At 39.6% G+C, this 23,958-nt stretch carries 18 protein-coding genes and 1 pseudogene; 11 read left to right on the top strand and 8 right to left on the bottom strand.

All coding sequences use genetic code 11. The annotated features are described in order from the left end of the window. Positions 1-102: 102 nt before the first annotated feature. Both V7L12_RS20145 and V7L12_RS20140 read right to left on the bottom strand, forming a co-directional pair. Entirely contained in the window at positions 103-819 is a 717-nt protein-coding gene (locus tag V7L12_RS20145) for a ParB N-terminal domain-containing protein (protein ID WP_335086904.1), read from the bottom strand. Next, a complete protein-coding gene (locus tag V7L12_RS20140) occupies positions 819-2,195 on the bottom strand; it encodes an AAA family ATPase (protein WP_335086902.1) in 1,377 nt (458 codons plus the stop codon). The genes V7L12_RS20145 and V7L12_RS20140 overlap by 1 nt, the downstream gene beginning before the upstream one ends. 258 nt (positions 2,196-2,453) lie before the next feature. Here V7L12_RS20140 and V7L12_RS20135 point away from each other — a divergent pair, with 258 nt between their 5' ends. Next, positions 2,454-2,825 (top strand): zinc ribbon domain-containing protein, encoded by a 372-nt coding sequence (locus V7L12_RS20135; RefSeq protein ID WP_335086900.1) that lies wholly within the window; start codon positions 2,454-2,456, stop codon positions 2,823-2,825. A 405-nt stretch (positions 2,826-3,230) separates the two neighbouring features. On the opposite strand, the gene nblS is transcribed toward V7L12_RS20135, so the two are convergent. Continuing rightward, positions 3,231-5,177: a two-component system sensor histidine kinase NblS gene (gene nblS / locus V7L12_RS20130; RefSeq protein WP_335086899.1), complete on the bottom strand. Its 1,947-nt coding sequence runs from the start codon at positions 5,175-5,177 to the stop codon at positions 3,231-3,233. Between the two features lie 138 nt (positions 5,178-5,315). After that, positions 5,316-6,593 (bottom strand): phosphoribosylamine--glycine ligase, encoded by a 1,278-nt coding sequence (gene purD / locus V7L12_RS20125; protein WP_335086897.1) that lies wholly within the window; start codon positions 6,591-6,593, stop codon positions 5,316-5,318. An 823-nt stretch (positions 6,594-7,416) separates the two neighbouring features. Between purD and V7L12_RS20120 the strand changes: the two genes are divergently transcribed. Further along, on the top strand, positions 7,417-8,376 hold the full coding sequence (locus V7L12_RS20120) for an NAD-dependent epimerase/dehydratase family protein (protein WP_335086895.1): 960 nt from the start codon (positions 7,417-7,419) through the stop codon (positions 8,374-8,376). Positions 8,377-8,438: 62 nt separating this feature from the next. Here V7L12_RS20120 and V7L12_RS20115 read toward each other — a convergent pair whose 3' ends face one another. Next, on the bottom strand, positions 8,439-8,606 hold the full coding sequence (locus tag V7L12_RS20115) for a hypothetical protein (RefSeq protein ID WP_335086893.1): 168 nt from the start codon (positions 8,604-8,606) through the stop codon (positions 8,439-8,441). 113 nt (positions 8,607-8,719) lie between these two features. Here V7L12_RS20115 and V7L12_RS20110 point away from each other — a divergent pair, with 113 nt between their 5' ends. From V7L12_RS20110 to V7L12_RS20075, 8 genes are all read left to right on the top strand, one after another. Next, positions 8,720-9,085, top strand: coding sequence for a hypothetical protein (locus tag V7L12_RS20110; RefSeq protein WP_335086891.1), 366 nt, complete (start codon positions 8,720-8,722; stop codon positions 9,083-9,085). An 11-nt stretch (positions 9,086-9,096) separates the two neighbouring features. Then, positions 9,097-9,486, top strand: coding sequence for a hypothetical protein (locus V7L12_RS20105; RefSeq protein WP_335086889.1), 390 nt, complete (start codon positions 9,097-9,099; stop codon positions 9,484-9,486). A gap of 279 nt (positions 9,487-9,765) precedes the next feature. Continuing rightward, positions 9,766-10,032 carry a beta/gamma crystallin-related protein gene (locus tag V7L12_RS20100; protein ID WP_335086887.1) on the top strand — a complete coding sequence of 89 codons (267 nt, stop codon included), beginning with the start codon at positions 9,766-9,768 and terminating at the stop codon, positions 10,030-10,032. Positions 10,033-10,226: 194 nt separating this feature from the next. Next, positions 10,227-11,132 carry a hypothetical protein gene (locus V7L12_RS20095; protein WP_335086885.1) on the top strand — a complete coding sequence of 302 codons (906 nt, stop codon included), beginning with the start codon at positions 10,227-10,229 and terminating at the stop codon, positions 11,130-11,132. 23 nt (positions 11,133-11,155) lie between these two features. After that, positions 11,156-11,509, top strand: a complete 354-nt coding sequence (locus V7L12_RS20090; protein ID WP_335086883.1) for a hypothetical protein — start codon at positions 11,156-11,158, stop codon at positions 11,507-11,509. Positions 11,510-12,015: 506 nt separating this feature from the next. Further along, positions 12,016-12,348, top strand: a complete 333-nt coding sequence (locus tag V7L12_RS20085) for a DUF433 domain-containing protein (protein WP_335086881.1) — start codon at positions 12,016-12,018, stop codon at positions 12,346-12,348. Positions 12,349-12,534: 186 nt separating this feature from the next. Continuing rightward, positions 12,535-14,247, top strand: a complete 1,713-nt coding sequence (locus tag V7L12_RS20080) for a GTPase (RefSeq protein WP_335086880.1) — start codon at positions 12,535-12,537, stop codon at positions 14,245-14,247. Positions 14,248-14,250: 3 nt separating this feature from the next. After that, positions 14,251-15,519: a GTPase gene (locus V7L12_RS20075; protein WP_335086878.1), complete on the top strand. Its 1,269-nt coding sequence runs from the start codon at positions 14,251-14,253 to the stop codon at positions 15,517-15,519. A 135-nt stretch (positions 15,520-15,654) separates the two neighbouring features. Here the strand turns inward: V7L12_RS20075 and V7L12_RS20070 are convergent. Further along, a pseudogene (locus V7L12_RS20070) lies at positions 15,655-16,362 on the bottom strand (DUF2157 domain-containing protein); the annotation flags it as partial. Positions 16,363-16,601: 239 nt separating this feature from the next. On the opposite strand from V7L12_RS20070, the gene V7L12_RS20065 reads away from it, so the two are divergent. Beyond that, a complete protein-coding gene (locus tag V7L12_RS20065; RefSeq protein ID WP_335086876.1) occupies positions 16,602-17,237 on the top strand; it encodes a hypothetical protein in 636 nt (211 codons plus the stop codon). A gap of 320 nt (positions 17,238-17,557) precedes the next feature. On the opposite strand, the gene V7L12_RS20060 is transcribed toward V7L12_RS20065, so the two are convergent. Together V7L12_RS20060 and V7L12_RS20055 are read right to left on the bottom strand one after the other, a co-directional pair. Next, entirely contained in the window at positions 17,558-21,520 is a 3,963-nt protein-coding gene (locus tag V7L12_RS20060; RefSeq protein ID WP_335086874.1) for a DUF2157 domain-containing protein, read from the bottom strand. A gap of 300 nt (positions 21,521-21,820) precedes the next feature. Then, positions 21,821-23,413, bottom strand: coding sequence for a glycosyltransferase family 39 protein (locus V7L12_RS20055; protein ID WP_335086872.1), 1,593 nt, complete (start codon positions 23,411-23,413; stop codon positions 21,821-21,823). Positions 23,414-23,958: the final 545 nt, after the last annotated feature.

The following is a 23,958-nucleotide window of genomic DNA, read 5'->3' as shown; positions in this document are numbered from 1 at the left end:
GTTATTTGGAAAAGCTGTGTAGGTTGGGTTGAGGAACGAAACCCAACATTAAGTGTTAATTGTTGGGTTTCACTTCGTTCAACCCAACCTACTAGCTAAGTACTAAGTTCTTGACCACTCATCAATAATAGTCAAAATTGTTTTATCACCCAAGTTCTTAACAGATTGTACTACATCACGATAATCTTCAAACTCTTGCTTTGGCTTCTTATGTCGAGCATCTTCTATAGCTTTCGCAAGTTTTTCCGCCCCAGAAATCCTAGAGCGTTGTAACTTTATAGATAACTCGTCTTTATCTAAAGTGTTCAATAAAGTAAGCGGATTACTCTGTTCACCCTTTTGGGGAATAAGGTTCTCAAGTTGCTTGAACTGACTATCTATTCTCTGTCTTTCTTGTATAAATTCTGACTTAAACTCATTAAATTGCTTCTCAAGACGTAATTCTAAATTTGCTAAACGTGGTTCTAATTTTGTTGTTTCAGGCTTTGGTATTACTGGTTTGGTAGAAGAATCAATTCCTTTGAGAGATACAACTTGCTTTTCTACTAAATCCTCTACTTTTGGGGCAATGACACAAGCATTAACCATTTCACCTTGTCGAGGATTTTTTTCTCTTGCCCTGACAGCAGCATAATATTCAAAATGTCCATCAACTACCGTATAGCTTTCTACCCCTGTTACCTTCAGAACTAATGGTCTGATAATTCCTCCTGTTTCTATAATTATGTCTGCAAGGTTCTCTAAATCAGCTTCTGCAAAATTTGAACGAGGTTCATTAGAAGCAATACTTTCTACATCCACCAAAGAAAAATTAATCATTAATAAACTCCCATTTTTCGGATAACTTCATCTGCTAATACATTAAATTCCTCAGCAGAAATTTGAGCAGAAGTTTTTAATTCGGCAAATTTAATAACAGACTTAGGGTCAGGATATTCTAAATCTCCAACTGAGATAGTCTGATTCATACACTCTGATAATGCTGTTCTGTCATAAATTACAGCTTCCATAAGTGGCAGTTGATAGCGCTCTGAAATTACTTCTCTCTGTTTAGTAAAATTGTATTGTAAAAATTTAGCATTTGTTGATATTTTAGAAGCAAGAACCCCCATTATATTAATGGGTGGTTTACCCATAATTTCTCTGGATTCATTAATTTGATTAACAAAATTTTTGACCGTTGGTAAACCTTGGTTAGCAAATGGTTTCAAATCGGATGGAATTATCAGGTAATCACTAGCAATCAGTGCAACTTCAGCATACAAATCTCTAGAAGGAGGAGTATCAATAATTACAATATCATAGTTATTTTCTACCCTTTTTAGTTTTGTTACTAGTCTGCTCCTACTAGCTAATATTTTATTCAGTTTATCTTGATATTCAATTAATGTAATATGTGAAGGAATAACATCAATTTCTGGATTGTTGAAATAATCAGATGTACGCACTACTTCTGGAATAAAGTTAAAATCTCCTGATTCTAATAAATGATATACGTTTCGCTCTCTTAAGTTATCATCTTCTTCAAATTGAAATTTGATTAATCCTGTAGCAAAAGTAGTATTTGCCTGGGAATCTATATCAATCAAAAGTACTCTTTTACCTTTTTTACTCAATGCTGCTGCAAGATTGACTGCAACAGTAGTCTTGCCAACGCCGCCTTTATTGTGATAAATTGCAATCGTTTTCATTAAATGTTGCCTCTTGATTTCCAAATTTAAATTATTTTCTATTTGAACTTCTGGTTTATTTACTAACTGTCCTTCTTTCAGGCTATCTCTACCAATAAAAAATTTAATTTCATCTAACTTGATCTCAACTTCCTTCCCAGAACATTGAAATAATAGCTGAATATCATATTGCGATTTTTGATAAATTCTAATCTCTTTGCCATTAGTCAGCAATCCATACCTGACATTTAAGCTGGTTAAATAATGCCTGAGTCGGGGGAGATGATTATTTAAATTTTGTTTGGGATGTTTTGCCTCCATGACGACACTCAGTGGTGAGTTGGCATCTAAGACAAAGGGAATCACTTGTGCGGCAAATGCTAAGAAATCTAAGCGGATGCTACCAACGGCAACTTCTTGATGCCAGGTGTCAGGAGTATAACCTAGCTGTGGTAGCAAATATTGCACTATGAGTTTGCTTTCAACTTCGCTTTCGTTACGGCACAGCTCAGGATTAAAAGGCAATATTTTTCTACCTCTAAATAATTATTGGGCTTGGGACAAAACCTGATATTTGCTAGATTATGGCATAACCTTAATTATGTTGAGTGATATAAATCACTTAAAAAATATAAAAGGCCATCAGAAAATTAGTACTTCTGCTGATAAAGTAACCAATTTTGAGAGCTAGCCATATTCAAAATTAACAGGCTAAATATGTATTTCCCCATTATCCCTGTAAATGGCTAGAATCAAAGTGTTTACCTATTTGCGCTAAAGGTTTTGGCTACTGTATCTTGTCCCCACTGCCATCAACTTGTTGATAGTCAAGCTATTAGTTGTCCCTATTGCCGGACGACACTTAAAGCTTACGGTCATCCCGGTATTCCATTGCACCGCACCGCTGGGGATGGGTATCTGTGCGACACCTGCACCTATCACGCTGATGATACTTGCAATTTTCCTAAACGTCCCTACGCCAAAGACTGTACCCTCTACCAAAATATTGAAGAGACAAAGTTAGAGTTGGAACAGCAGCGTTACACTAACAGTTTTGCTGTAACTGTGAAAAGTTGGGTCAAACGCAATCAGGCTTTGCTGTTGCTATTAGGTTTATTATTGGTCTGTTTGTTGTTTGTGATATTAAGGTCTTGATTTGGGTTTTCTAGGGAGTGGGGAATATAACGCTTCTGTGTTGAGTCTAATACAGACCTAAATAGTTACGATTTTATATTTAAATTGTCTCCCCAGCTAAATTGGAATTGATGATGTATCAAAAAAATCCGGGTTCATGCATCTGAATTATCGGCTATTTGAATTTCTTGCTCGTATTGAGGGAATGGTCAAAAATAACAAACCATGCCCAATCCCTAATAGACTGCTTGCATGAATCAAAAGCCCTCACCCTAAATCCCTCTCCCAAGCTTGGGAGAGGGACTTTGAATTTGGCTCCCCTTCTCCCAATTTTGGGAGAAGGGGTTGGGGGATGAGGGCGAATTTTGCATTTGTGCAAGAGGTCTAATCTTCAGGCTGTGATGATTTTGGATGCTTCCGCAATTTTCAAACTGTGGTGATTTTGGATGCTTCTGCAATAGGTTCAACTTGTATCAGTGGCGCTTTTTCTTCAAAGGTAGCTAAGTCGAACCAAAAAGTGGTGCCAATGCCGACTTCACTGACTAGATGGACTTTACTACGATGTCTGTCGATGATATTTCTAACAATCGATAAACCTAAACCTGTGCCTTCTAGGGTGTGAACTCGGTTTTCTACGCGGAAGAAGCGTTCAAAAATTGAGTGTTGATCTTCTGTGGCGATGCCAATTCCAGTATCGGAAATTTCAATCCGCACTGGTGCAGATTCGGTGTGACTGGGTTTGAAATCTAGTTGGTAGGCGCGGATTGCTACTTGACCACCGGCTTTGGTGAATTTAAGGGCATTACCAATCAGGTTGCCAAACACTTGTACTAACAGATCGTAATTACCTAATACTAGCGGCAAATTAGGGTCAACTTCCTGAACCAGTTCAACACCTTTATCTTTTGCATTGAGTTGGTAAGTACGCAGGGTTTGCTCGATCGCTTGGGCTAAATCTACGCCATCGAAGCTGTAGCTGCGACCAGATTCGAGTTTTGACAAGTCCAAAACATCGTTAACTAGGCGGGTTAGGCGATCGGTTTCATGGTTGACTGTTTGCAGAAACTCTTGCCGTTCTTGTAAAGCTAAGTCTTCGCCGTAGTCGTGCAGGGTTTCAATATAAGTTTTAATGTTGAATAGAGGCGTTCGCAGTTCGTGAGAAACGTTGCTGATAAATTGACTTTTTGCATCGTTTAGTTCGACCTCACGGGTTATATCTTGAATAGTAATCGCAATACCTTTGATGCTTTCCCTTTGCAGGTTGAGTACTGTAGTCAAGAGAATGCGGATCGTTCGTGGGATGGGTTGGTTAATAAAAATTCGGAATTCGGCGCTTTCGCATTCGCCTGCTGCCATTTCGTACAAAGGACGGGTGATTTCGATTTGTACTGATGCTGGCAAGTGATGTAAGACATTGCAACCTACGACATTAGCGGCTTCCCAGCCAAAAATTCGCTCTGCTGTGGGGTTGACTAAAATCACCTGCATGTTGTTATCAATCAACACGGCACCATCTGCGATCGTGGAAACTAGGGTTTCTAGCTTGGCTTTTTCTGCGGTCAGTTCTTCAATATTCTGTTCTTCATAGCGCTCTAATCGCTCTGCCATCTCATTAAAGCTTAAAATTAATTCCCCTAGTTCGCCGCCTAAAGGTAAATTAATCCGCTGCTTAAAATTCCCGGTAGTAATTTGCTTCACCCCAACTAGTAGTTCTTTAATGGGCTTGGTGATGGTCAAGGCGTTAATCACTCCTGCCAAAATCACCATTACCCAAATTGTGATAAAAACGGCAATGGTGACATCGCGGGTAAAATTGGTGGAGATAACAGCGGTCTGATTGGGGTTGATCCCGATCGCTAATACACCTAAGTATTTTTTATTGACAATCAGGGGAATAAATACATCGGTAACTATCCCATCTGGGGTTGTGTGTTGCCGCACCATCGGCTTTTCCCCATCACCTGGGTAATCTTCTGGCAGTTGTATCCGCCGTTTAATAGTAAGGGAGTTTTCTACCTCAGCTTCCCAAAAAGGAATGCCAAAAAAGATTTCCCCGTTTTCATCGGCATAAAGCATATAACGCACGCTAGAGGTGCTGCTATAGAAGCGTTGGGAAAATTGGGCAACCTCTGTGAGATTATTGTCCGCGATCAAGGGGGCAACGTTGGCAGCAAGCAGCAGCCCTAAATCACGACCAAAGCGGGTGTCATTCATCCGCGCATCCTGCTGAATTGTATTTACAGCCCAGAAGGTCAAACCACTCATCACCAATGAAACTACCATTGTGGCCACAGCCAGCAGTTTAGTCTGGAGGGTGAACTCCGACCACCAACTTGCGATCGCATGTCGAATTGTTTTTAACAGAGTTAGCATCTTAAATAAAGTTGTTAGTAGTCTTTTTATAAAGCCCAACAACTAAAAAATTAACAGTTAATTTGACAAATATGTTAGGGAAAAAGGGAATGGGGCATTGGGCATTGGGCATTGGGCATAGTGAATAACTCCAAACTCCTAACTCCTAACTCTATGCCCAATATCTCTCCGGTAATACATCCCCTGAAACTGAATATGTTTGATACTAGCGTAGGCTTGGGCGATCGCTTGCTCAAAATTTTCTCCGATTCCAGTCACATTTAATACTCGACCTCCATCTGTGACTATTTCTTGTTGCTGGTTCAACTTTGTACCTGCATGAAATACAGTTGCTCCTGTTGCTTCTGCCTCTTCAATGCCAGTAATCACCTGGCCCTTCTGATATTCTCCTGGATAACCACCGGAAGCGGCAACGACAGTGGCAGATGCTCCTCCTTTCCAAGCAATGGGCGGCAATTCACTTAAGCGCTGCTGTACACAGGCTAGAATCAACTCTTCTAGGGGTGTTTCTAACAGTGGCAAAATCACTTGGGTTTCGGGATCGCCAAAGCGACAGTTAAATTCCAAAACCTTCAAGTCGCCATCGGGTGCAATCATTAACCCAGCATACAGCACCCCTCGGTAATCAATGCTTTTAGCTCGTAAGGTGGCGATCGCTCTTTCTAATACTTCTGTTTGAATGCGTGCCATCAACTCTGGTGTAGCAATGGGTGCGGGGCTGTATGCTCCCATTCCGCCAGTATTTTCTCCTGTATCGCCGTCACCAATTCGCTTATGATCTTGAGCTGGCAACAAGGGTCTAATTGTTACCCCATCGGTCAACGCTAAAACTGATACCTCTTGCCCAATCAAACATTCTTCAATGACGACAAATTTACCAGCACTGCCAAATTGTCCTTGAAAAATTGCATCAACGGCACTTTCTGCCTGTGCAACTGTTTCAGCTACCGTTACACCCTTACCAGCCGCCAAGCCATCAGCTTTAACAACAATTGGCGCTCCCTGAGATTTAACGTAAAATTTTGCTGCCGCAGCCTCCGTAAATACCGCAGCCCGTGCCGTCGGAATCCCTGCTTCTTGCATCAGGGCTTTTGCCCAAGCTTTACTCGCCTCAATTTGCGCTCCCGCTCTGACTGGGCCAAATACCATCAATCCTTTTTCTTGGAGGTAATCTGTGATTCCCTTAGATAGGGGGACTTCTGGCCCAACTATTACCAGAGTTATGCCATGTTCTAGAGCATATCGGCTCATGCCCTCAAAATCATCTACTGCTAAAGGCAAGTTCTGGCAACCTTCCATACTTGCCGTGCCGCCATTTCCTGGTACACAGATAACTTGCTCAATTTGCTTAGATTGCAACAGTTTCCATGTCAGAGCGTGTTCGCGCCCTCCATTACCAACAACTAAAACTTTCACTGATTTCCTCGTGCGTCCCTTGCAAAATGAGAATACCTGATTCGACTCTCGCGGATCAATTTTTTCATCAATTCTCACACTTGTGCAAGTCTCTGATGATTTAGTATACCTCTTGCAAAATTCCCCTAACACCCCACTCCCAGCCCCTCCTCGGCCGGTGTACGCACAAGTCAAATTACCCCCCTTAATCTCCCCGTTTATTGGGCTACGGTGTACACACATCTTGCTAATAAAGCCCAAACCCCGGATTTACCCCCCTTAATCCCCCCTTGCCAATGGGGGAAATATCCGGTTCTCCCCCTTGCCAATGGGGGAAATATCCGGTTCTCCCCCTTGCCAAGGGGGAGTTAGAGGGGGTCAGAAGGACTTGTGTGTACACCGTAGGTTTATTGGGGGGAAACAGGAATCTAATTCCCTCCCCAATGCATCGGGGAGGGTTAGGGTGGGGTAAAACTGACGCGAAAAACCAGGTGAGTAAACTATTTCAGATTTGTGTATACACCGTAGGCAGGCGGGGTGGGGTTGTTTTATTTATGCATCACTTTAATTATTCCATTTGCTGACCTATTTTAGCTATTGAATTCCAACTGCATTTATTCTAAAAATTAAATTTCACTAATTAGTAAAGTTTTAATTTTTATTGTTAGCAATTACTAAATCAAGTTAATAACATATTTTCAGCCGAAGTGTATTAGTTTAATTATCTTTTCTGCTGATATAACTAAAAGTATCTATGAAAAAATCCTCAATTAATCATCAATTTTTGATTATAATTATTAACTTGTGAATATAGCGGTTAATCAGGATATAAAAAATCAGCAACATGGCTAAAATTATCGTTACTGGAGTCGCAGGCTTTATTGGTTCTCATCTTGCAGAAACATTGCTAAAACAAGGAAACGAAGTGATCGGGATTGATGAATTCAATGATTATTACGATCCTATGTTAAAGCGAAACAATGTTGCACACTTGTATCGTTTACCTGGTTTTGCATTAATTGAAGGAGATATGCAGTTTTTAGATTGGCAAAAACTCCTAAAAGATGTTGATGTAATTTACCATCAAGCGGCACAAGCAGGGGTCAGAGCAAGTTGGGGTAAAGCTTTTCGAGGCTATACAGAACGAAATGTTAACGCTACACAAGTTTTGCTGGAAGCAGCTAAAGATGCTAAACACCTAAAAAGATTAGTGTTTGCCTCTTCATCTAGTGTATATGGTGATGCAGAAACATTGCCTACCCACGAGAGAATTTGTCCTCAACCGGTTTCTCCTTACGGTATTACGAAGCTAGCAGCAGAATTTTTGTGTGAACTGTATTACAAGAACTTTGGTGTGCCCTGTGTGACATTGCGCTATTTCACAGTTTATGGCCCCAAACAGCGCCCAGATATGGCATTTCATAAGTTTTTTCAATCCATTTTGCACGATGAGGCGATTCCTATTTACGGCGATGGCCAGCAAACGCGGGAGTTTACGTTTGTTAGTGATATTGTCGCCGCTAATTTAGCCGCCGCTACCGCACCCCAAGCAGTGGGAGAAATCTTTAATATCGGTGGTGGTAGCAGCGTGGTTTTAGCAGAAGTCTTAGATTCGATTGAAGAAATTGTTGGGAAGCCAATCAAAAGAAACCACATAGAAAAAGCGATGGGAGACGCGCGCCACACTGGTGCTGATGTATCTAAAGCCCAGAAAATTCTCGGATATCAACCGCAAGTCTCCCTAAAAGAGGGTTTGACGCAGGAATGGGAGTGGGTGAAATCTTTGTATTCCCTATCTTCCTAATTTTCCTCATCCTCTTTATCTTTTTAACTGTTATGTAAACTGTATTGATAAAAGTTTTGCTCTTAGCTGGTAGTCAAAACAACACCTTGGCGCACAGTACGCTTGCGTAGGCATAGCCCGTCGTAGACATCGCTTTTACGAGTACCCCCAGCCATCTGATACTCATAGCTATTTACTAAGGGCGAGTTTATGAAAAATTTGGATGTATGAGAAATCTGTAGAATAGACATCTTGCACAAACTTGCGACATCCCCCAACCCCCTTTTCTCAATTTTGGGAGAAGAGGAGCCAATTTCAAAGTCCCTCTCCCAATTTTGGGAGAGGGATTTAGGGTGAAAGCTCATTGATTCATGCAAGAAGTCTAGTCAACCCGCTCTTACTTTTTTCTCACTCAAGACTTAGTAAATTTAAGGCAGAAATTGCTACAGCAAAAGCGGAAGTTCCTACAGGGAAGACGGAAGTTGCTACAGACTGCGCGAAACACCGAAACGTCAAGCCGGAAGTTGCTACAGACTGCGCGAAACACCGAAACGTCAAGACGGAAGCTCTTACAGGGAAGGCGGAAGTTCCTACAGCCTGCGCGAAACACCGAAACGTCAAGCCGGAAGCTCTTACAGGGAAGGCGGAAGTTCCTACAGACTGCGCGAAACACCGAAACGTCAACCCTGGAGCAATATTTTTTGATGTATTAGGGACTTCCAACAAATAAATTATCCAATCTTGCAGGAATTTACCAAGATTTTGCACAAAGCGATCGCTTTGTGGTCTATCCATATATTTATGGTGCGGTGGGCAGGTACTACTTACGGTAGTCCTCCGTTACGCCTATCATTGCAAGGTACTCGCCATCATTTAAATAACTTTATTCCCGAATTGTTAGCCGCAACTTCAACAAAACGTCTTCAAATTTATTGTACTTTACTTAAAGTTATTACTCACAAGACTGTGAGCGTAGACGCGTTCGCCTTTGGCGTTGCCGCTCTCTTGCGGCTTGTCGTCAGACATCGCCCCGATATAAGTGAAGCACAAATCCGCAAACGTCGCCCAAAAATTTACCCCTTGATGACGAAACCCCGGCACGAATTACGAAAGCAATTGCAAACTCCTTAAACACAAGTGTTTCAGTTTTTCTTAGTGCCATTCGATAATGTATCAATTAAATTATCCTAAATTTGGCTAACCCAAGTGTTTTTTATCATAAGCAATAAATATGGAATATAAGGCTTGAACTTAGATTAGGATGAGTTTTTATATGAGCTTTATATGAAAAAATATTAGTTATATAGATTTCCTATAGATAAAATTCAAACTATTATGGTTTATAGAAAAGCAAAAAGTCAGAAACACAAGAAGCTTGATATTCAATAATTTTTTCGGAGGATGGAAATTATGGCTGCTGTAGAACTTTATGACAATGTTAACTTTAATGGTGGAGCAATGTATGCTACAGACATTTCACAACCTGATCTAGGTGGTGCTGCTAACCAAACTACCGCATTAGTAATATATCAAGGTGTTTGGAATTTTTATCCAGAAGTAAATTATAAAGGCTGGCCAGTTCAACTTTCTGCAAGTAATCAAGCCCTAAGAATTTCAGATGTTCGGAACGTTGGCATCGGCAACGATAGTATCCGTTCCATATACCGAGTATCATAAAAAATATGAACCTATCCCACTATTCTAAAAAATATTAATTCTTGCCGTAAAGGATGTCTGAAAACCTTGGTTTTCGGTTTTTAGTTCTCAATCAACTTAAGCTTTGCAGCACAATATTATTAGTGGGATAGGTTCATATAAAATTCCGGGTTTTTGATTACATTTATAATCCTTATTTTTTTAATTCATGTTTTATGTTTAAAAAGGAGATTACTATCAAATCTAAATTTGTTATTAAAGCATCAATCATCTCTTTGATTGGAGCTTCATTAGTTGCCTGTGGTGCTTCTCTAAGAGAATATAAAAAATTTGCCAACGCTGGACAAGAATATGCAATTGCACTAGATACTTTATTAGTTGCATCAGGAAATTATGCTGTTGATGCAAATTCGGAAAGTTTGCTGCGTCACGGCGCAGAAGAGACAGTAAAAGATCGTGAAGAAATGTATTTCAAAACTACTAAACAAGATAAGGAATGGCTTATATTAATTGGACGAATGCGCCAACATACCGATCTACTCAAACGCTACTTTATTGCTTTAGAAAATCTAGCAACCTCGGATGCTCCAATACAAGCACAAGAAGTTACTGAGGATATTTTCACTCAATTAAATAATGTCAGCACTAATATTCAAGGTAATTCTCTTGTCTCGGGGACAAGTGGCTCTGCTTTATCTGAAATTCCTAAAATAATATTGAGTAATAAAATTAAAGGTGCATTGAGAAAAGAATTAGAACAGAGGAAAGAAACGATTTATCGAGAGCTTGCTATTCAGGAATTAGTGCTTAAATTTCTTACTATTGAACTAACAAAAGATTTAAAAAGCATTCAAAATAATCAGGAAGATCGTTTACTCTTCAGACCTTATACGGCTGCCGATCCAATTAGCGATCCTGACGCATGGATAGAAAGACGGCGGAATATATTGACGATGACACTTTCGATAGAAGCTTTGAATGATGCTAGTGAATCAGCCAAAGACTTCCAAGAAGCTTTTAAGTTACTCCTAGAAGATAAGTTTACTATTGCACGCGCTAATGAACTTTTATCTGAGATAAACTCCCTAGTTAATCTAGCCGAAGAAATCAAAAATAACTAATAAACCAAAGGAAAAGTAATTTTATGTCAGAGATAGCATTTAATATCGATAATAATAAAAAATTAGCATTTTTTAAAAAGATCAGTGATATAGATGAAAATTTAGATCAAGCTGGTATTGAAAGTAAATTTACCGATCCAGAACAGAAAAAAAAATTTAACAAGTATCGTAGTCAATGGAAGAGTTATGTCAACACAGTCAAGAACAATCTTGCTACTATTTTAGTCAACAAATTGGAGCAAAATGAAAAAGGTTTTGAAGATGGCATTAAAGCGATAAATCAAGAAATTCAGGAAATAAATGATACTGTAGGTTTCTTAAATATTTTTGGTAAGACAATTGATATTATTGGAAATATTGTTGGTTTAGGAATTTGACATGGCATAAAGTTTTTCGATGTTTTAAGTCTTATAACCTAATTAGGTAACGCTGTTTCAAACGCCATTTCAGGCGGCGATGTAGCTGCAATCGGCAATCTAGTTAAGCAACTTCAAGATATTGGCGATCGGTTTAATACCTAAATTGAAAGTGCAATTAGAGGTTATAATTAATTGACCGTAGTGGCTCCTTTGCAACAAGATAGCTAGTACTTTGTCAAGCTAATTTTGAGGGTTTGTAGTAAGGACTTTAGTGCTGAGAAAATTAATGACTAAAGTCTTTACTACAAACTTGCTTACTCATCAATTTAAACTTGACAGACTACTAGAAGGCTTTGGCGAAACTATCGCTCTTGCTTAATTTTACAGGTATCTTGAATTTGGGCGATCGCCTGTCTAATTAGTTCAACCCTTAGCTTAAAGAGCATACACGCTGTTTGTTTGTTCGTTGGTTTTTACCTATAAGAGAGAACACATCATCTCAAGTATTCAGCTTGATGCCCACAATGACACTCAAAGAGCTACAACCTCAACTTTTAGCCCTGTCTTTGGAAGAAAAGGCACAGGCAATTCAGATTTTGGCGACATGTCTGGGCAATGGGTTGATTGGCATTGAGAAAACACCAGGCGTGATGGGGGGCGATGCCTGTATTTGGCAGACTCGGATTCCGGTTTGGCTGTTGGTTAGCCTGCGCCATCAAGGGGCAAGTGAAGCCTATTTGTTAGAAGATTACCCGACGCTAACTGCTGCTGATTTGGTGAATGCATGGCTGTATGCAGAAACCTTAAAACTATGTTTAATAATTGAGAATTTTCTCAATAATTTCTCGCAAACCTAAATATCTGCCCTTGAAAAGGAGGTAGAAGAGGCGGTGAAAGGATTCTCGTGTTTGAGATTAGTTTCATGGTAGGCATTGAGTTAGGAAAAAAAGCCTCTAACGCGCTCGAAAAATTCCGAAATCGACTACTTGGGGCGTGTAGAAGGAAATAACAGGCATTTTAACAATAGCGAACGGTAGCTAAATATGAATTTTTCTGATTTTGTTTTCTCCGCAACAGAGATAGCGGCTTTTGATTTTAATAAACAAAGAAAACGCATTTGGGAAGCAACAAAAAATCGCCCTGACAACCCACAAACTTGGCAATTTCGCTACGATCCGCTTTTTATTCCAGAAATCAGCAATAATCAGCTATTAGTCAAAAGTGAGCAATGGAATGAAAGTTCTTGGAGAACTAGCTTGACAATACAGTTAGACAACGATGAAGCTGGAAAACTTGCACATCAAGCTGTATGTAATCTGTATCCACCACAACAAGCGCGAGAAATTCAACGTTCAAGCATTTTTGCTCTGCAAATTCCCTATATTAAAATTAATATTCCTGATTTAAAAGAGTTGACACCCGAAGCTAAAATTATCAAAGATAATTTTCAATTTGCTCAACCATCACAAGAATTTACCATCAAAATTCAATCTCCAGATAAAGAGACTGCTTTTAAAATTGAAAATAGTTTATCTTCAATGACTCTTGATTATGAATTCTCTGTGTCTGCTCGAAAATCACAGCAAAATACAGTCAAGTTCTCACTCCAGAAACTAAAGAATAGCAAACTATATGTAGAATTAAATGGTTTGGGTAATGTAGCTTATGTACATCGTGACGACTTAAGAAAGCTACTTGAGGGAATTAACACAGAAGTTTCTTTTAATGCTGTTATTGAAAAACCAGAGGATTTTGAAGCTGGACTATTGGAAAAACTATTAACTTATTGGAATCAATCTGAATCTTCAAAAAATTTTGACGAAACTAAATGGCAATCAACATATAATCAGGATGATTTAAAACCTAACATTCTGACCAAAGAACTAAATAAGATTTTCACTAAAGATGAAAGTGAGAATCACTGGAAATTTGATCCTGCTGCTGAGATAAATGCTGACGCAGGAGCATTGACACAAATTAAAGGCAAGATAGCTGGTAAATTATCTTTATCAAATGATGATCTCAAGAAGTTGCTACGAGAGCAAAATATTGAAGCAGAGATACAAGGTACAAAAATAGAGGCTAGGTCTATTGATCTACACCAAGTTAATTTAGCTGATTTTAACGATCAAACTGAATTAATTAGTGTTGTGACATTTGTAGAACCAATTGAAGCTAACACTAGTAAAGGTTCTGTAGAGTTTTCTCGGCTACTTTCAAGCACGGTATTTGAGATCAAAGATAAGATCATAGCTCTATTTGGCAAAACCTCTGTTGGTAAGTCGGCAATTCTCAATTCATTGATTGGTGCTGATATAGCTGAAACTTCTGAGCAAGGTAATTTACTTACTATCTGTTTCCAATCACCTTTAATTTTGGTTGATTTGCCTGGAATAATTGGCAACAAAGATTATGAACAACTAGCAATTAAAAAAGCTCAACAAGCTGATGGACAGATTTTTGTGATTGATGGTGAGCCTTATCAAGATGAAATAGAATTATTTAATTTAGTTCATGAACATTCACCTGATATTCCCAAGATTGTATTTGTGAACAAGTGGGATGTTGTTAAAAACAATAAACCTAAGAAAGATCAAGAGACTATACACTCTCGGATCTCAGAAAAGATGAGCAAATTTGTGAAGTTTCCAGAGGATATTGTTTATGGTAGTGCCATGCTTTTTGATCAAAAGCGTGATGAAATGAGCCGACAGGAATTACCTCAATTAATTAATAAAATAAAGGAGATTTTTTAGAATATGGTTAGCAATCAAGAAATTCGTGATGAAATTTCTCAAGTTCAAACTGAACTACAGGAAGCACTGGAAAATCTGAAGGGGCAATTTGGTAAAAAACTTAATGATAAGGAGCGTCAAGAGATTGAAAACGAATTTAAGGAAATCAACGAACTTCTAGAACGTTTAAAAACTGGCTTAATTTGGGTAGCCCTATTTGGCAAAACCTCTGTTGGTAAGTCAGCAATTATCAATTCATTAATGAATGCTGATGTCGCTGAAGTTGGTGTTGAACATGATAAAACTACTATACCAACTCCCTATAAAAAAGAACCTTGGAATATAGTAGATGTGCCTGGGGTAATGGGTGAAGCGTTGAACGAAAAATTAGCAGTTGAAGAAGCAAAGAAAGCTCATGGACATATTTTTGTGATTGATGGTGAGCCTTATCAAGATGAAATAGAATTGTTCGATTTAGTCCAGAAGAATTCACCTGACATTCCCAAGATTGTATTTGTGAACAAGTGGGATATGGTTGAAAACAATAAACCCAAGAAAGATCAAGAGATTATCCGCTCTCGGATTTCAGAAAAGATGGGCAAATTTGTGAAGTCTCCAGAGGATATTGTTTATGGTAGTGCCATGCTTTTTGACCAAAAGTGTGATGAAATGATCCGACAGGAATTACCTCAACTGCTTGATCGCTTACATGAGAGTGCTGGGACTTTGGGTGCATTAATGAATATTCTAGATCCAGCCCAACGTGCCGTTTCATTGACTGATAGCATTAACAATCGTATTTTTGATACTAGGTTAAAACTTGCACGGAGGTTCATCGGTGTCTTCAGTAGTGTTGCTGCATTGGCTGGAGTAGTACCATTTGCCACGTTTCTCGTTCATCCCCCACTCCTGGTAAGTATGGTGTTTACGATCTGTGTCATTATGGGAAAAAAGCAAAGCAAGTCCGAGGCAATAAAAATAACCAAAAACGTTTTTGGGACTTGTGGTAAGGTTATTGGGGCAAGTTTTGTGGGTACAGTTGGAATAGTGTTTGCAGCAGATATGGCTTCAACTGTACTGACTCCTGTTGGCGGAATTGGCGTACTTGTGGGATTTCTGGGAAGCATAGGTGGTGTAGGCTATCTTAACTATAAGTACAGTGCTACATTAGGTGAAGTAACAATAGAGTATATTCGCAATAACTTTTCTTGGGGAGAAGAAGGGGAAGGAAAAATTATTAAGCGCTGTCAAGAGCAAGTTAAGGAAATCTATCTGAAGCTCAAACCCATCTAAAACTGCAATGCGAGCGCCTGATCTTGTAGGGTGCGTTAACAAAGTGAGTTTAACGCACCAAATCAACCGATAACTTAACTTGTTGCGTTCTATTCCTGTATCTACTTAATTCATACCGCAATCAACAACGCCGCCCTACTCCCATGATTGAAATTCATCAATGGCGCTACGAATTAAGGAAGTTATTTGAGCGCGACGGGTTTCAAAGTTGGCGGCGATATAAATTAGTAAGATGCCAACTAACAAGCCAACAACCCATTTTAAAAAAGAGTACTGCAAGCTGAAAATTACCGATTGATAGATTGTAGTAATTAAAAAAGTGGCTGTACCAATGTAGAGAAAAGCTCGTACTCGTAAAGCTAATCCAGCAAAAATGGCGATGAGACTGAAGATTCCCGGTATCCAAGCTGTATTTTGATCAAATAAAATTGCCCACCCACAAATTAAACCACTCCCTAGCACTCTCAGAAGATGACGAGATGTTTTGTACTCTGGTAGCTTCAGTTGGGTATCTACTTGAGCAATATAAAGCAGTGATAACCCAATTGGCGTTACATACCATAAAGTATCAGTCAGGCGTAAAGAATCAAACCAGCGATAAAGTGCCCAATCAATCAACGCCATACTAATATAGGTGAAACGGATGTTTTCACCCACTTTTGCTAAAAAGATGTAGAATCCAGCTGCGAGTACTAAAGTAATGGGGTAAGTTTGCAGTCTGGTTTCCCATAAAATTATCAGTGGTGTGATGTATGCAGCTTGTTGCCAAGGTCTTTTAGACCAACCCCAACTTTCCCAAGGTAGGATGTACAGAAAGTAGGCTACCACACAAGCGATCGCACTTTGTTTGAGCTAATGAATGTTGGGTTTCCTTACGTCAACCCAACCTACGGGGATGAGCGATCGCACTATGTATCTCGAAACGCATCTTTTCTTTTCTGACATTAATAAATTAAGGGGCTTGTATCCTTTTTTTTATTGCATGAGTGCCTTCCTGGTTTTGGTCACATTGCGGAATTAACTGATTCAAACTTGAATCTATATGTAATCCTAAGTTTCACATTGATGGTTTACAGAGAATTATGAATTTCAAACACTTAAAGCAATATCGTTTACTGTCATCTACCGCAATTTTAGTTATGGGAATCGCAACACTAACGTCACTTAGTTTTTTAAGAATCAGCCAAGCGAATCAAGCGAATCCTGCTTCGACATCGGGCATAAACAATCAAGCTGTCTATACTGATCGCTACGGCTTTAAATTCAGCTATTCTCCAACTCAGTTTGTCGTTGTTTCTCAATCACCTCAATCGGGCGATACCTCGGCGGTAGGCTGGATCGCCATCTGGACAAAACAGGACTATCAAAAGATCAGTAGTGTAAGTGTATACGAAGGAGACTATCCACCCAACGTCACTATATCGGTGCATCGCAATCCTCAGCAACTTTCTTTACAACAATGGATTCAGCAGAAAGACTGGATTGTAGACGCAAAAAACTTTCAGCAGCGAACAATCGCTGGACATAAAGGACTATTCTTTACCTATCGTGGACTTTATGAGCATGAAAATATCATTTTCAAAAACCCTAGAGATAACAATATGATTTTGATTAGCTTTGCCAAAACGAATAACGGTAGTAGTAATGATGCAGTCTACCGAAAAGCGTTTAATGAAGCGATCAATTCATTAAAATTGGCAAACGTTGCCCAAAGGTGATCGCTATAGTCAATTGCGTATTCCGAAGTACGCGATTACAAATTAGGAATTAGAAATTTTTAATACCTAGTACAACGGGCGCGTAAATAAACCACCCCTGACGCTCGAGGACTCGCTAACGCTGCGCTAACGGGTGACGCTCTCTACGAGACGCTGCGCGTAGCTTGCAACTCTTACAGAGTACGCAGGTTCGCTAACGGCAGTTCCTCATGGGGGGAACCCCCTTTGAGCGACTGTCTCACCATTCAAAATCAATGAAACGTTTACGGTGTATTCCTGCTTGAATTTTGAATTTTGAATTCCGCCTTGCGGTAATACTCCTATTCCCATGATTGAAATTCATCAATGGCGCTACGAATTAAGGAAGTTATTTGAGCGCGACGGGTTTCAAAGTTGGCGGCGATATAAATTAGTAAGATGCCAACTAACAAGCCAACAACCCATTTTAAAAAAGAGTACTGCAAGCTGAAAATTACCGATTGATAGATTGTAGTAATTAAAAAAGTGGCTGTACCAATGTAGAGAAAAGCTCGTACTCGTAAAGCTAATCCAGCAAAAATGGCGATGAGACTGAAGATTCCCGGTATCCAAGCTGTATTTTGATCAAATAAAATTGCCCACCCACAAATTAAACCACTCCCTAGCACTCTCAGAAGATGACGAGATGTTTTGTACTCTGGTAGCTTCAGTTGGGTATCTACTTGAGCAATATAAAGCAGTGATAACCCAATTGGCGTTACATACCATAAAGTATCAGTCAGGCGTAAAGAATCAAACCAGCGATAAAGTGCCCAATCAATCAACGCCATACTAATATAGGTGAAACGGATGTTTTCACCCACTTTTGCTAAAAAGATGTAGAATCCAGCTGCGAGTACTAAAGTAATGGGGTAAGTTTGCAGTCTGGTTTCCCATAAAATTATCAGTGGTGTGATGTATGCAGCTTGTTGCCAAGGTCTTTTAGACCAACCCCAACTTTCCCAAGGTAGGATGTACAGAAAGTAGGCTACCACACAAGCGATCGCACCATTCCAAGGAACTAATGGCCCAGCCCAAAATCGCCCTACTGCTGTCTCTCGCCAATAAATCCTCATGCCGGCTACCTCTAATAAGCCAAGGTAAACCCACATCTCGGCGATTGTAATTCCTCCGAAGAAACTGGGTGAAGTGCGTGAATTTCGTCCCTGAAAGACAGCATAACGAATCAAAAATACTCCAGTTCCCAATCCCACCAAACGGTTAACTCCAATAGGAAGAGGAATGGCAGCCATTAATAAACAGCTACTCCAAACCCAGTGAATATGGGCAATTCTTTTCAATTCTTGGGGAGTTAGGCGGAAGTAGCTGACAAGCCAAGGCGACAGAATGCGGTAAGCATACATGATACTTGCACCAAGGGCAGACATGGCAATTAATCCATCACCTAATGCTCCTCCTGAAGCTTGTGACATTTGATAGAACAAAAGTTCATAAGCAGAAATTGATACGCCAATAATTCCTAAATACAGCAAGGGTTTGAAGTTTTCGCGCCGTCGCCCCACGCCAATAATAATTAAAGCTACACCCAAGGAATACAAACCTGTCCACTCGGTGAAGGTGTTCAAACGCAGCAATACACTAAATGCACCATAAATTAATGGCAAAATGTGCAGACTGCTAGGAAACCTTTCTAATTGATGTCGTCGTCGCCACCACTCGCCGACAAGTTGAGTAATTAAACCCAAGGTGATGTTTGCGATTGCAATTCTAATAATTGAGCCTTCCCCCAACCCTAGCACCTGGCTAATCAACAATTCCAAACACCAACCAATCCCATAAAATGCCCAATTTGTCGGTTCTCGCCAACTGCGATAAACAATAGCTGCCAGGGCGATCGCAGTGGCAATTAAGAACAAAAATCCTGAAGTAGTAAACCCTTGGTAAATCAGCACTGAGTGCAGTGTCAAACCTAACAATTCCAAACCACATAAGGCGATCGCCCATTTATCGCTAGCGGCTGCATAGATAACTGCTAATTCGTTACCGCGTCGGTTCAAAACAGTCCGCGCTAACCATAGACTTAAAGTTGCGATCGCTCCGACAATAAACCAACCTGCTACCGCTAGGCGAGGTAAACCAGGTACACCCGTCCACAGCAACGCTCCAATGAAACTTAAAACAAATCCTTCTGTAATTACCGCAGATACTTGGTTTCGCAAATAGTGCGTATTTGCAAACATCAATCCAGCACCTACAGCCAAACTGATTAATCTGATTCCTGGTAGTTGTAAAGTCACTAGCTGGGCAACTATCACAGCCAAGACACTCAAATAACGGCTAGTAATCCGCCGCTCCATAATTGTGGCATTGGCAACACCTGTGAGAGCTAAAGGCGTAACTAGCCATAAAACTCCCCAATCAGATCGGTTATCAGCGATGCCATACCAAGATGATTCTGCATTCATCCACAAAAGGAAAAAACTAGCTGCGGCTAATCCTAAACCGATATCCCATGCACTACGTTGCCATAGTCCTTCCTCCAAGCTAAATCGCCATTCTGCAACCATGAGAGCCAATAAAATACTTGCCCAAGCTTGTTGAGTCAGGCTGGGGAATAACCAATTAATGGTAAAGCAAAACGTCAGCACCCCCATGATGTGAGTTAGGTATACCAGGGGAAGGGATGAGGGGGAGCGCCGTTGAGTAACGAATGCGAGAGTGGCGGTAGAGAATAGCAGATTTAGCGATCGCAATGTGGGATTTACTATAGCGATCGTTGTTAAAAAAGCTCCAAATAACAGGGTGAGCAGTTCGCCAAATTTAGCTAATTCTCGCTTTTGGCTGCGATACAAACTATCTGTAAGCGCCACCATCAAAATTACGTAGGGAAATAAAGCTATACCCAGTAGCGCCCAAGGTTGATTTTGAGAATTGGTGAGTTGGGTACTAGTTGCGATCGCTAATTTCTGTAAGTGATCAGGTACTAATCGCCAACCTAGCAAAATCGTCTCTAAGCCGATGACGAAAACCGCTGCAAAGTCTCGCTTTAAACTGTACCGCCGCAAGCGACTCCCCACAAACCACAAACCCAAACCACTGACAGCTATTGCTTGCCAAGGATAATTTACTACCGATACTACCCAACCCAGAAAGAGTAAAACGCCCCCAAGTCTTTCCCAGAGTAAAAGAGATGAGGGAGATAAGGGAGATGAGGAGTATATTAATGTTACTTCCCCTACTTCCCCCGCTTCCCCCGCTTCCCCTGCTCCCCTGCTCCCCTGCCCCCCTGCTCTCCTTCCCTGCTGTGCTAACCAAGTCATCAACCAGCCGCAAATACCAATAGCTAACCCCAATAGTGTGACATCTACCTTGGTAACAAAAATTGCCCGCACCAACAATACTATTAAAGAATAAATAATTACAGTAGCAGGTAAACTAATACTTACCCCACGGCGATCGTCGCTGACAGTATGAGGCTGTTGGAAAAGATTGTGATAAACGGTAATGATAGTTGTGGCGATCGTTGCCAGATAAACAGCAATTAAGGGAAATCCTCTTAATTGCCAACCCCAATGCAGATAACTCAGCCCCAGAATATTTACCAGAGGTAATTTGTCAGTATGTAAATTGGTAAAAATAGTCCGATTTTTGGAGAGTAAAACAGTTATAGCAGTCAGGGTAGGACAGGCGATCGCAACTACAATCCAATCCACAGGATTTTGCCACAACCGAAAGCTATCCATTGCCCAAAAATTCACTGGCACTAACAAAAGAGTGGCAATCAGCAATGTCTGAGCCGTCAATCTGAGGTTATTTTGCCTAGTTGCCCAAAAGCTTAATCCCCAAAAACTCAAAGTATAAGCAAATAAAACCCCGTACTGTCCAGAAGCAGGAAACCTCGCCCATTGACTAGCAGCCAGTACCCCAGACGATACCACTACCAGGAAAACCCCTAGAAAAAGTAGCCAACGCACACTCAGTTCTGCCCCCAAGGACTGCAACATTGTGCTGATAAAGTTGGGTTTAGCTGGTTTTTGTTGTGGTTGTTTACCGCTACTAGATTGTAAAGCTGCTATGGGCAACTGCTGCACGGGGTCGGAAGTTGCAAATACTACCTTTGTTTGAGCTTCAGCCTGGGGTTGCAACACCACCGCACACACCAGAAACTCTCGACATAACTGCCTGACTTGGGCATCAGATATTAGACCTAAACGCAGCCATATATCCAGTCCTTCTAATAATTCAGGATGGGAAGATGGCAGTCTGATTTCAATTTTTAGCGGGCGCTCAAGGGGCGATGACATAAGCGGCAGCAGTACAAGTATATACTTAAATTATTTGTTTAATTAAAGTATATTTTTGCTCTAACTGTGCCACTTATAAGGCTAATTGATATTAATTTTTAACCCAATACAGTTCAGATAAGTCCAAAACCCTAATGTAGAGACGCGATTTATCGCGTCTTTCAAGACCAATTATCTACACCAATAACCCTTAACCCAAGCATATTGATTTTTAACCTACAAGTGATATTCAAATGCCATGTCTGCTTTTATTTTCCACCTTGCAGTCTCCCAACCCCTAGATATACCCGTGTACTTGGTTTAATTAGGTTTTGTTATTTTCCAGAGATAGTGGTTTACCTGCTGTAACTTTGAGTTATAAACTTTTTCAATTCCAGCTTTTAAAAAGTCAGATGGCTCGAACAAGAACAAAAATATGTCGGTAAAGCCATTAGTAATCTCTGGTAACTGATTTTTTCCTACAATTTGAAATTGCACTTTTGGGTCGATTAATTTACTAAGTACTTGTAGCGGTGGAAAAAGGTTATCCTCATCACTAATTAAAAGCGGTTTCTTCCCTTGATTAACAATATTAGCAATTTTAGGATATTCTTGGTATTTTTCAGGGAATTGGTTCCACCAAATCTGCGCTTGAGAGTGAACCATACAAGATACAACTCCGCCCATAATTACCATAAACGCTACAAGTGACCAAAACTTTTTTTGCCAAGCTTGAGTATAAATAAACGCAATCTTAGTGGTAAATAGGTAAGCAACAGCTAACTGTATACCTAAAACTGAAGGAAGTGTATATCGACTAGTAGCAAATCGCTTTTGAAAGACGAAATCTGTTATCAGTAAAGGAAGCCCTACAGATCCAATCAAACTTAAGACAAATAACCAAACTTTTTTAGAGGTTTTTCGACACACAAAATAAATTGAGTAGCTGATTAAAGCTAAAATAATTAAAATAAAAGGAATTAAGACAAACTTAAGTTTCCCCGGTTCGTTAGGACTAATACCTAAATCAAGAAACGCACGACTAAAGATACCAGCCCACCTTGTAGCTGACATCAATAATGTTTGTTTAGTATTCGCCCAAGTGACTGCTTCTGGCTGAGGATTGGTAATAATAATCCAAATCCAAGGTACAAAAGTTATAAACCCCGCAAGCAATGATAGCACGTAGTAAATCGATATTTTACTCAATCGGAAACCTTCGATTACAACTACATAAATTCCCTGTGCAAAAGCAACAAAGGTAAAAACTAGATGAGTATAGAACCCTATTGATAATGTTGCTACATAAATGTACCAACTAACATTTGTTTGAAGGCGCATGGCTCGTAGCAGTGCTACGCTCGATATTAATATGGCTACTATCCCTAAACTATACGATCGCGCTTCTTGTGCATACACGATATGAATAGGTGAAATGGCTACTAACCCGATGGCTATCCACCCTACTAGTGAAGATTCAAATAATTCTTGACATAGCCAATAAAGACAAGGAAAGGTAAGCAGACTAATAAATGCCGAAAAACTTCTGATCGCTGCGATAGAATTGCCAAAGCACTCTACCCAAAACCGGGTAATCAAGATGTATAGTGGCAAAATCTGCGAGTCTTCTAAAATAAGCCCTTTAATTGTATCAATTACATTTTTTTCAGAATTAGGATACTGGTATCTATGTAAATCTTCTATGCCAATCAAACGACCATTACCTAATTGCGTTTTCATTTCTGACTGCGTATAGCCAGATATGCGTAATGATGAAAAAACTTCATCACCCCAATAAATTTTTTTGTCAATATTGACGAAGCGAAAAAATACGCCTATTACTAATAGGATGATAATTAAAAAACGTAACCAATATTTAGAAATAGTCCATTTCTGTGATAATTGCTTTTTCATGTAGTTTTTAATCTCCTAAAAGCCTTAATCAACGTTGGTAAAAAGGCATATCATAATTTGTTATTAGCCTGGTGCTAACGAAAAATTAAAATTAGTATCTTCAAATAGGAGAGGAGACTAAAATTAGGATTTATTTATATAATTTACAAATGAAAAAATAAATACAAGGTATTATTTTCCTTTTAACCAGTATTTATTTTGCAGCTTTGGGCAAAACTATACTTATAGCAAATATAATTTTTTTTTCATTCTATAGTAGAAATTAATCAATCAAATACTGGTGTTACAAATAAAAAGATTTTATAAATTTTATATAAAAGTATTATAAATACGCCTATGAGTAGCGAAGAATACAGAGAGGCTATTGTGGAATCGTTGTAAGTTCCAAAAAAGGCACTTGCAGCAAAAATTTAGTGCTTGCTCTATACCCATTTAATTACGTAGCTTGCTTCTTAATCTGTGTTGCAAATTTTAACTTGCCCTTGCTTGGATTAAATCGACCGTTGTTCCAGCAGTCTAAAATACTGTGAGCAAATACTACTGTA

The organism is Nostoc sp., assembly GCF_036918245.1.
Taxonomy (GTDB): Bacteria; Cyanobacteriota; Cyanobacteriia; order Cyanobacteriales; family Nostocaceae; genus Nostoc.
This window is presented reverse-complemented; position numbering and strand designations above follow the sequence as displayed.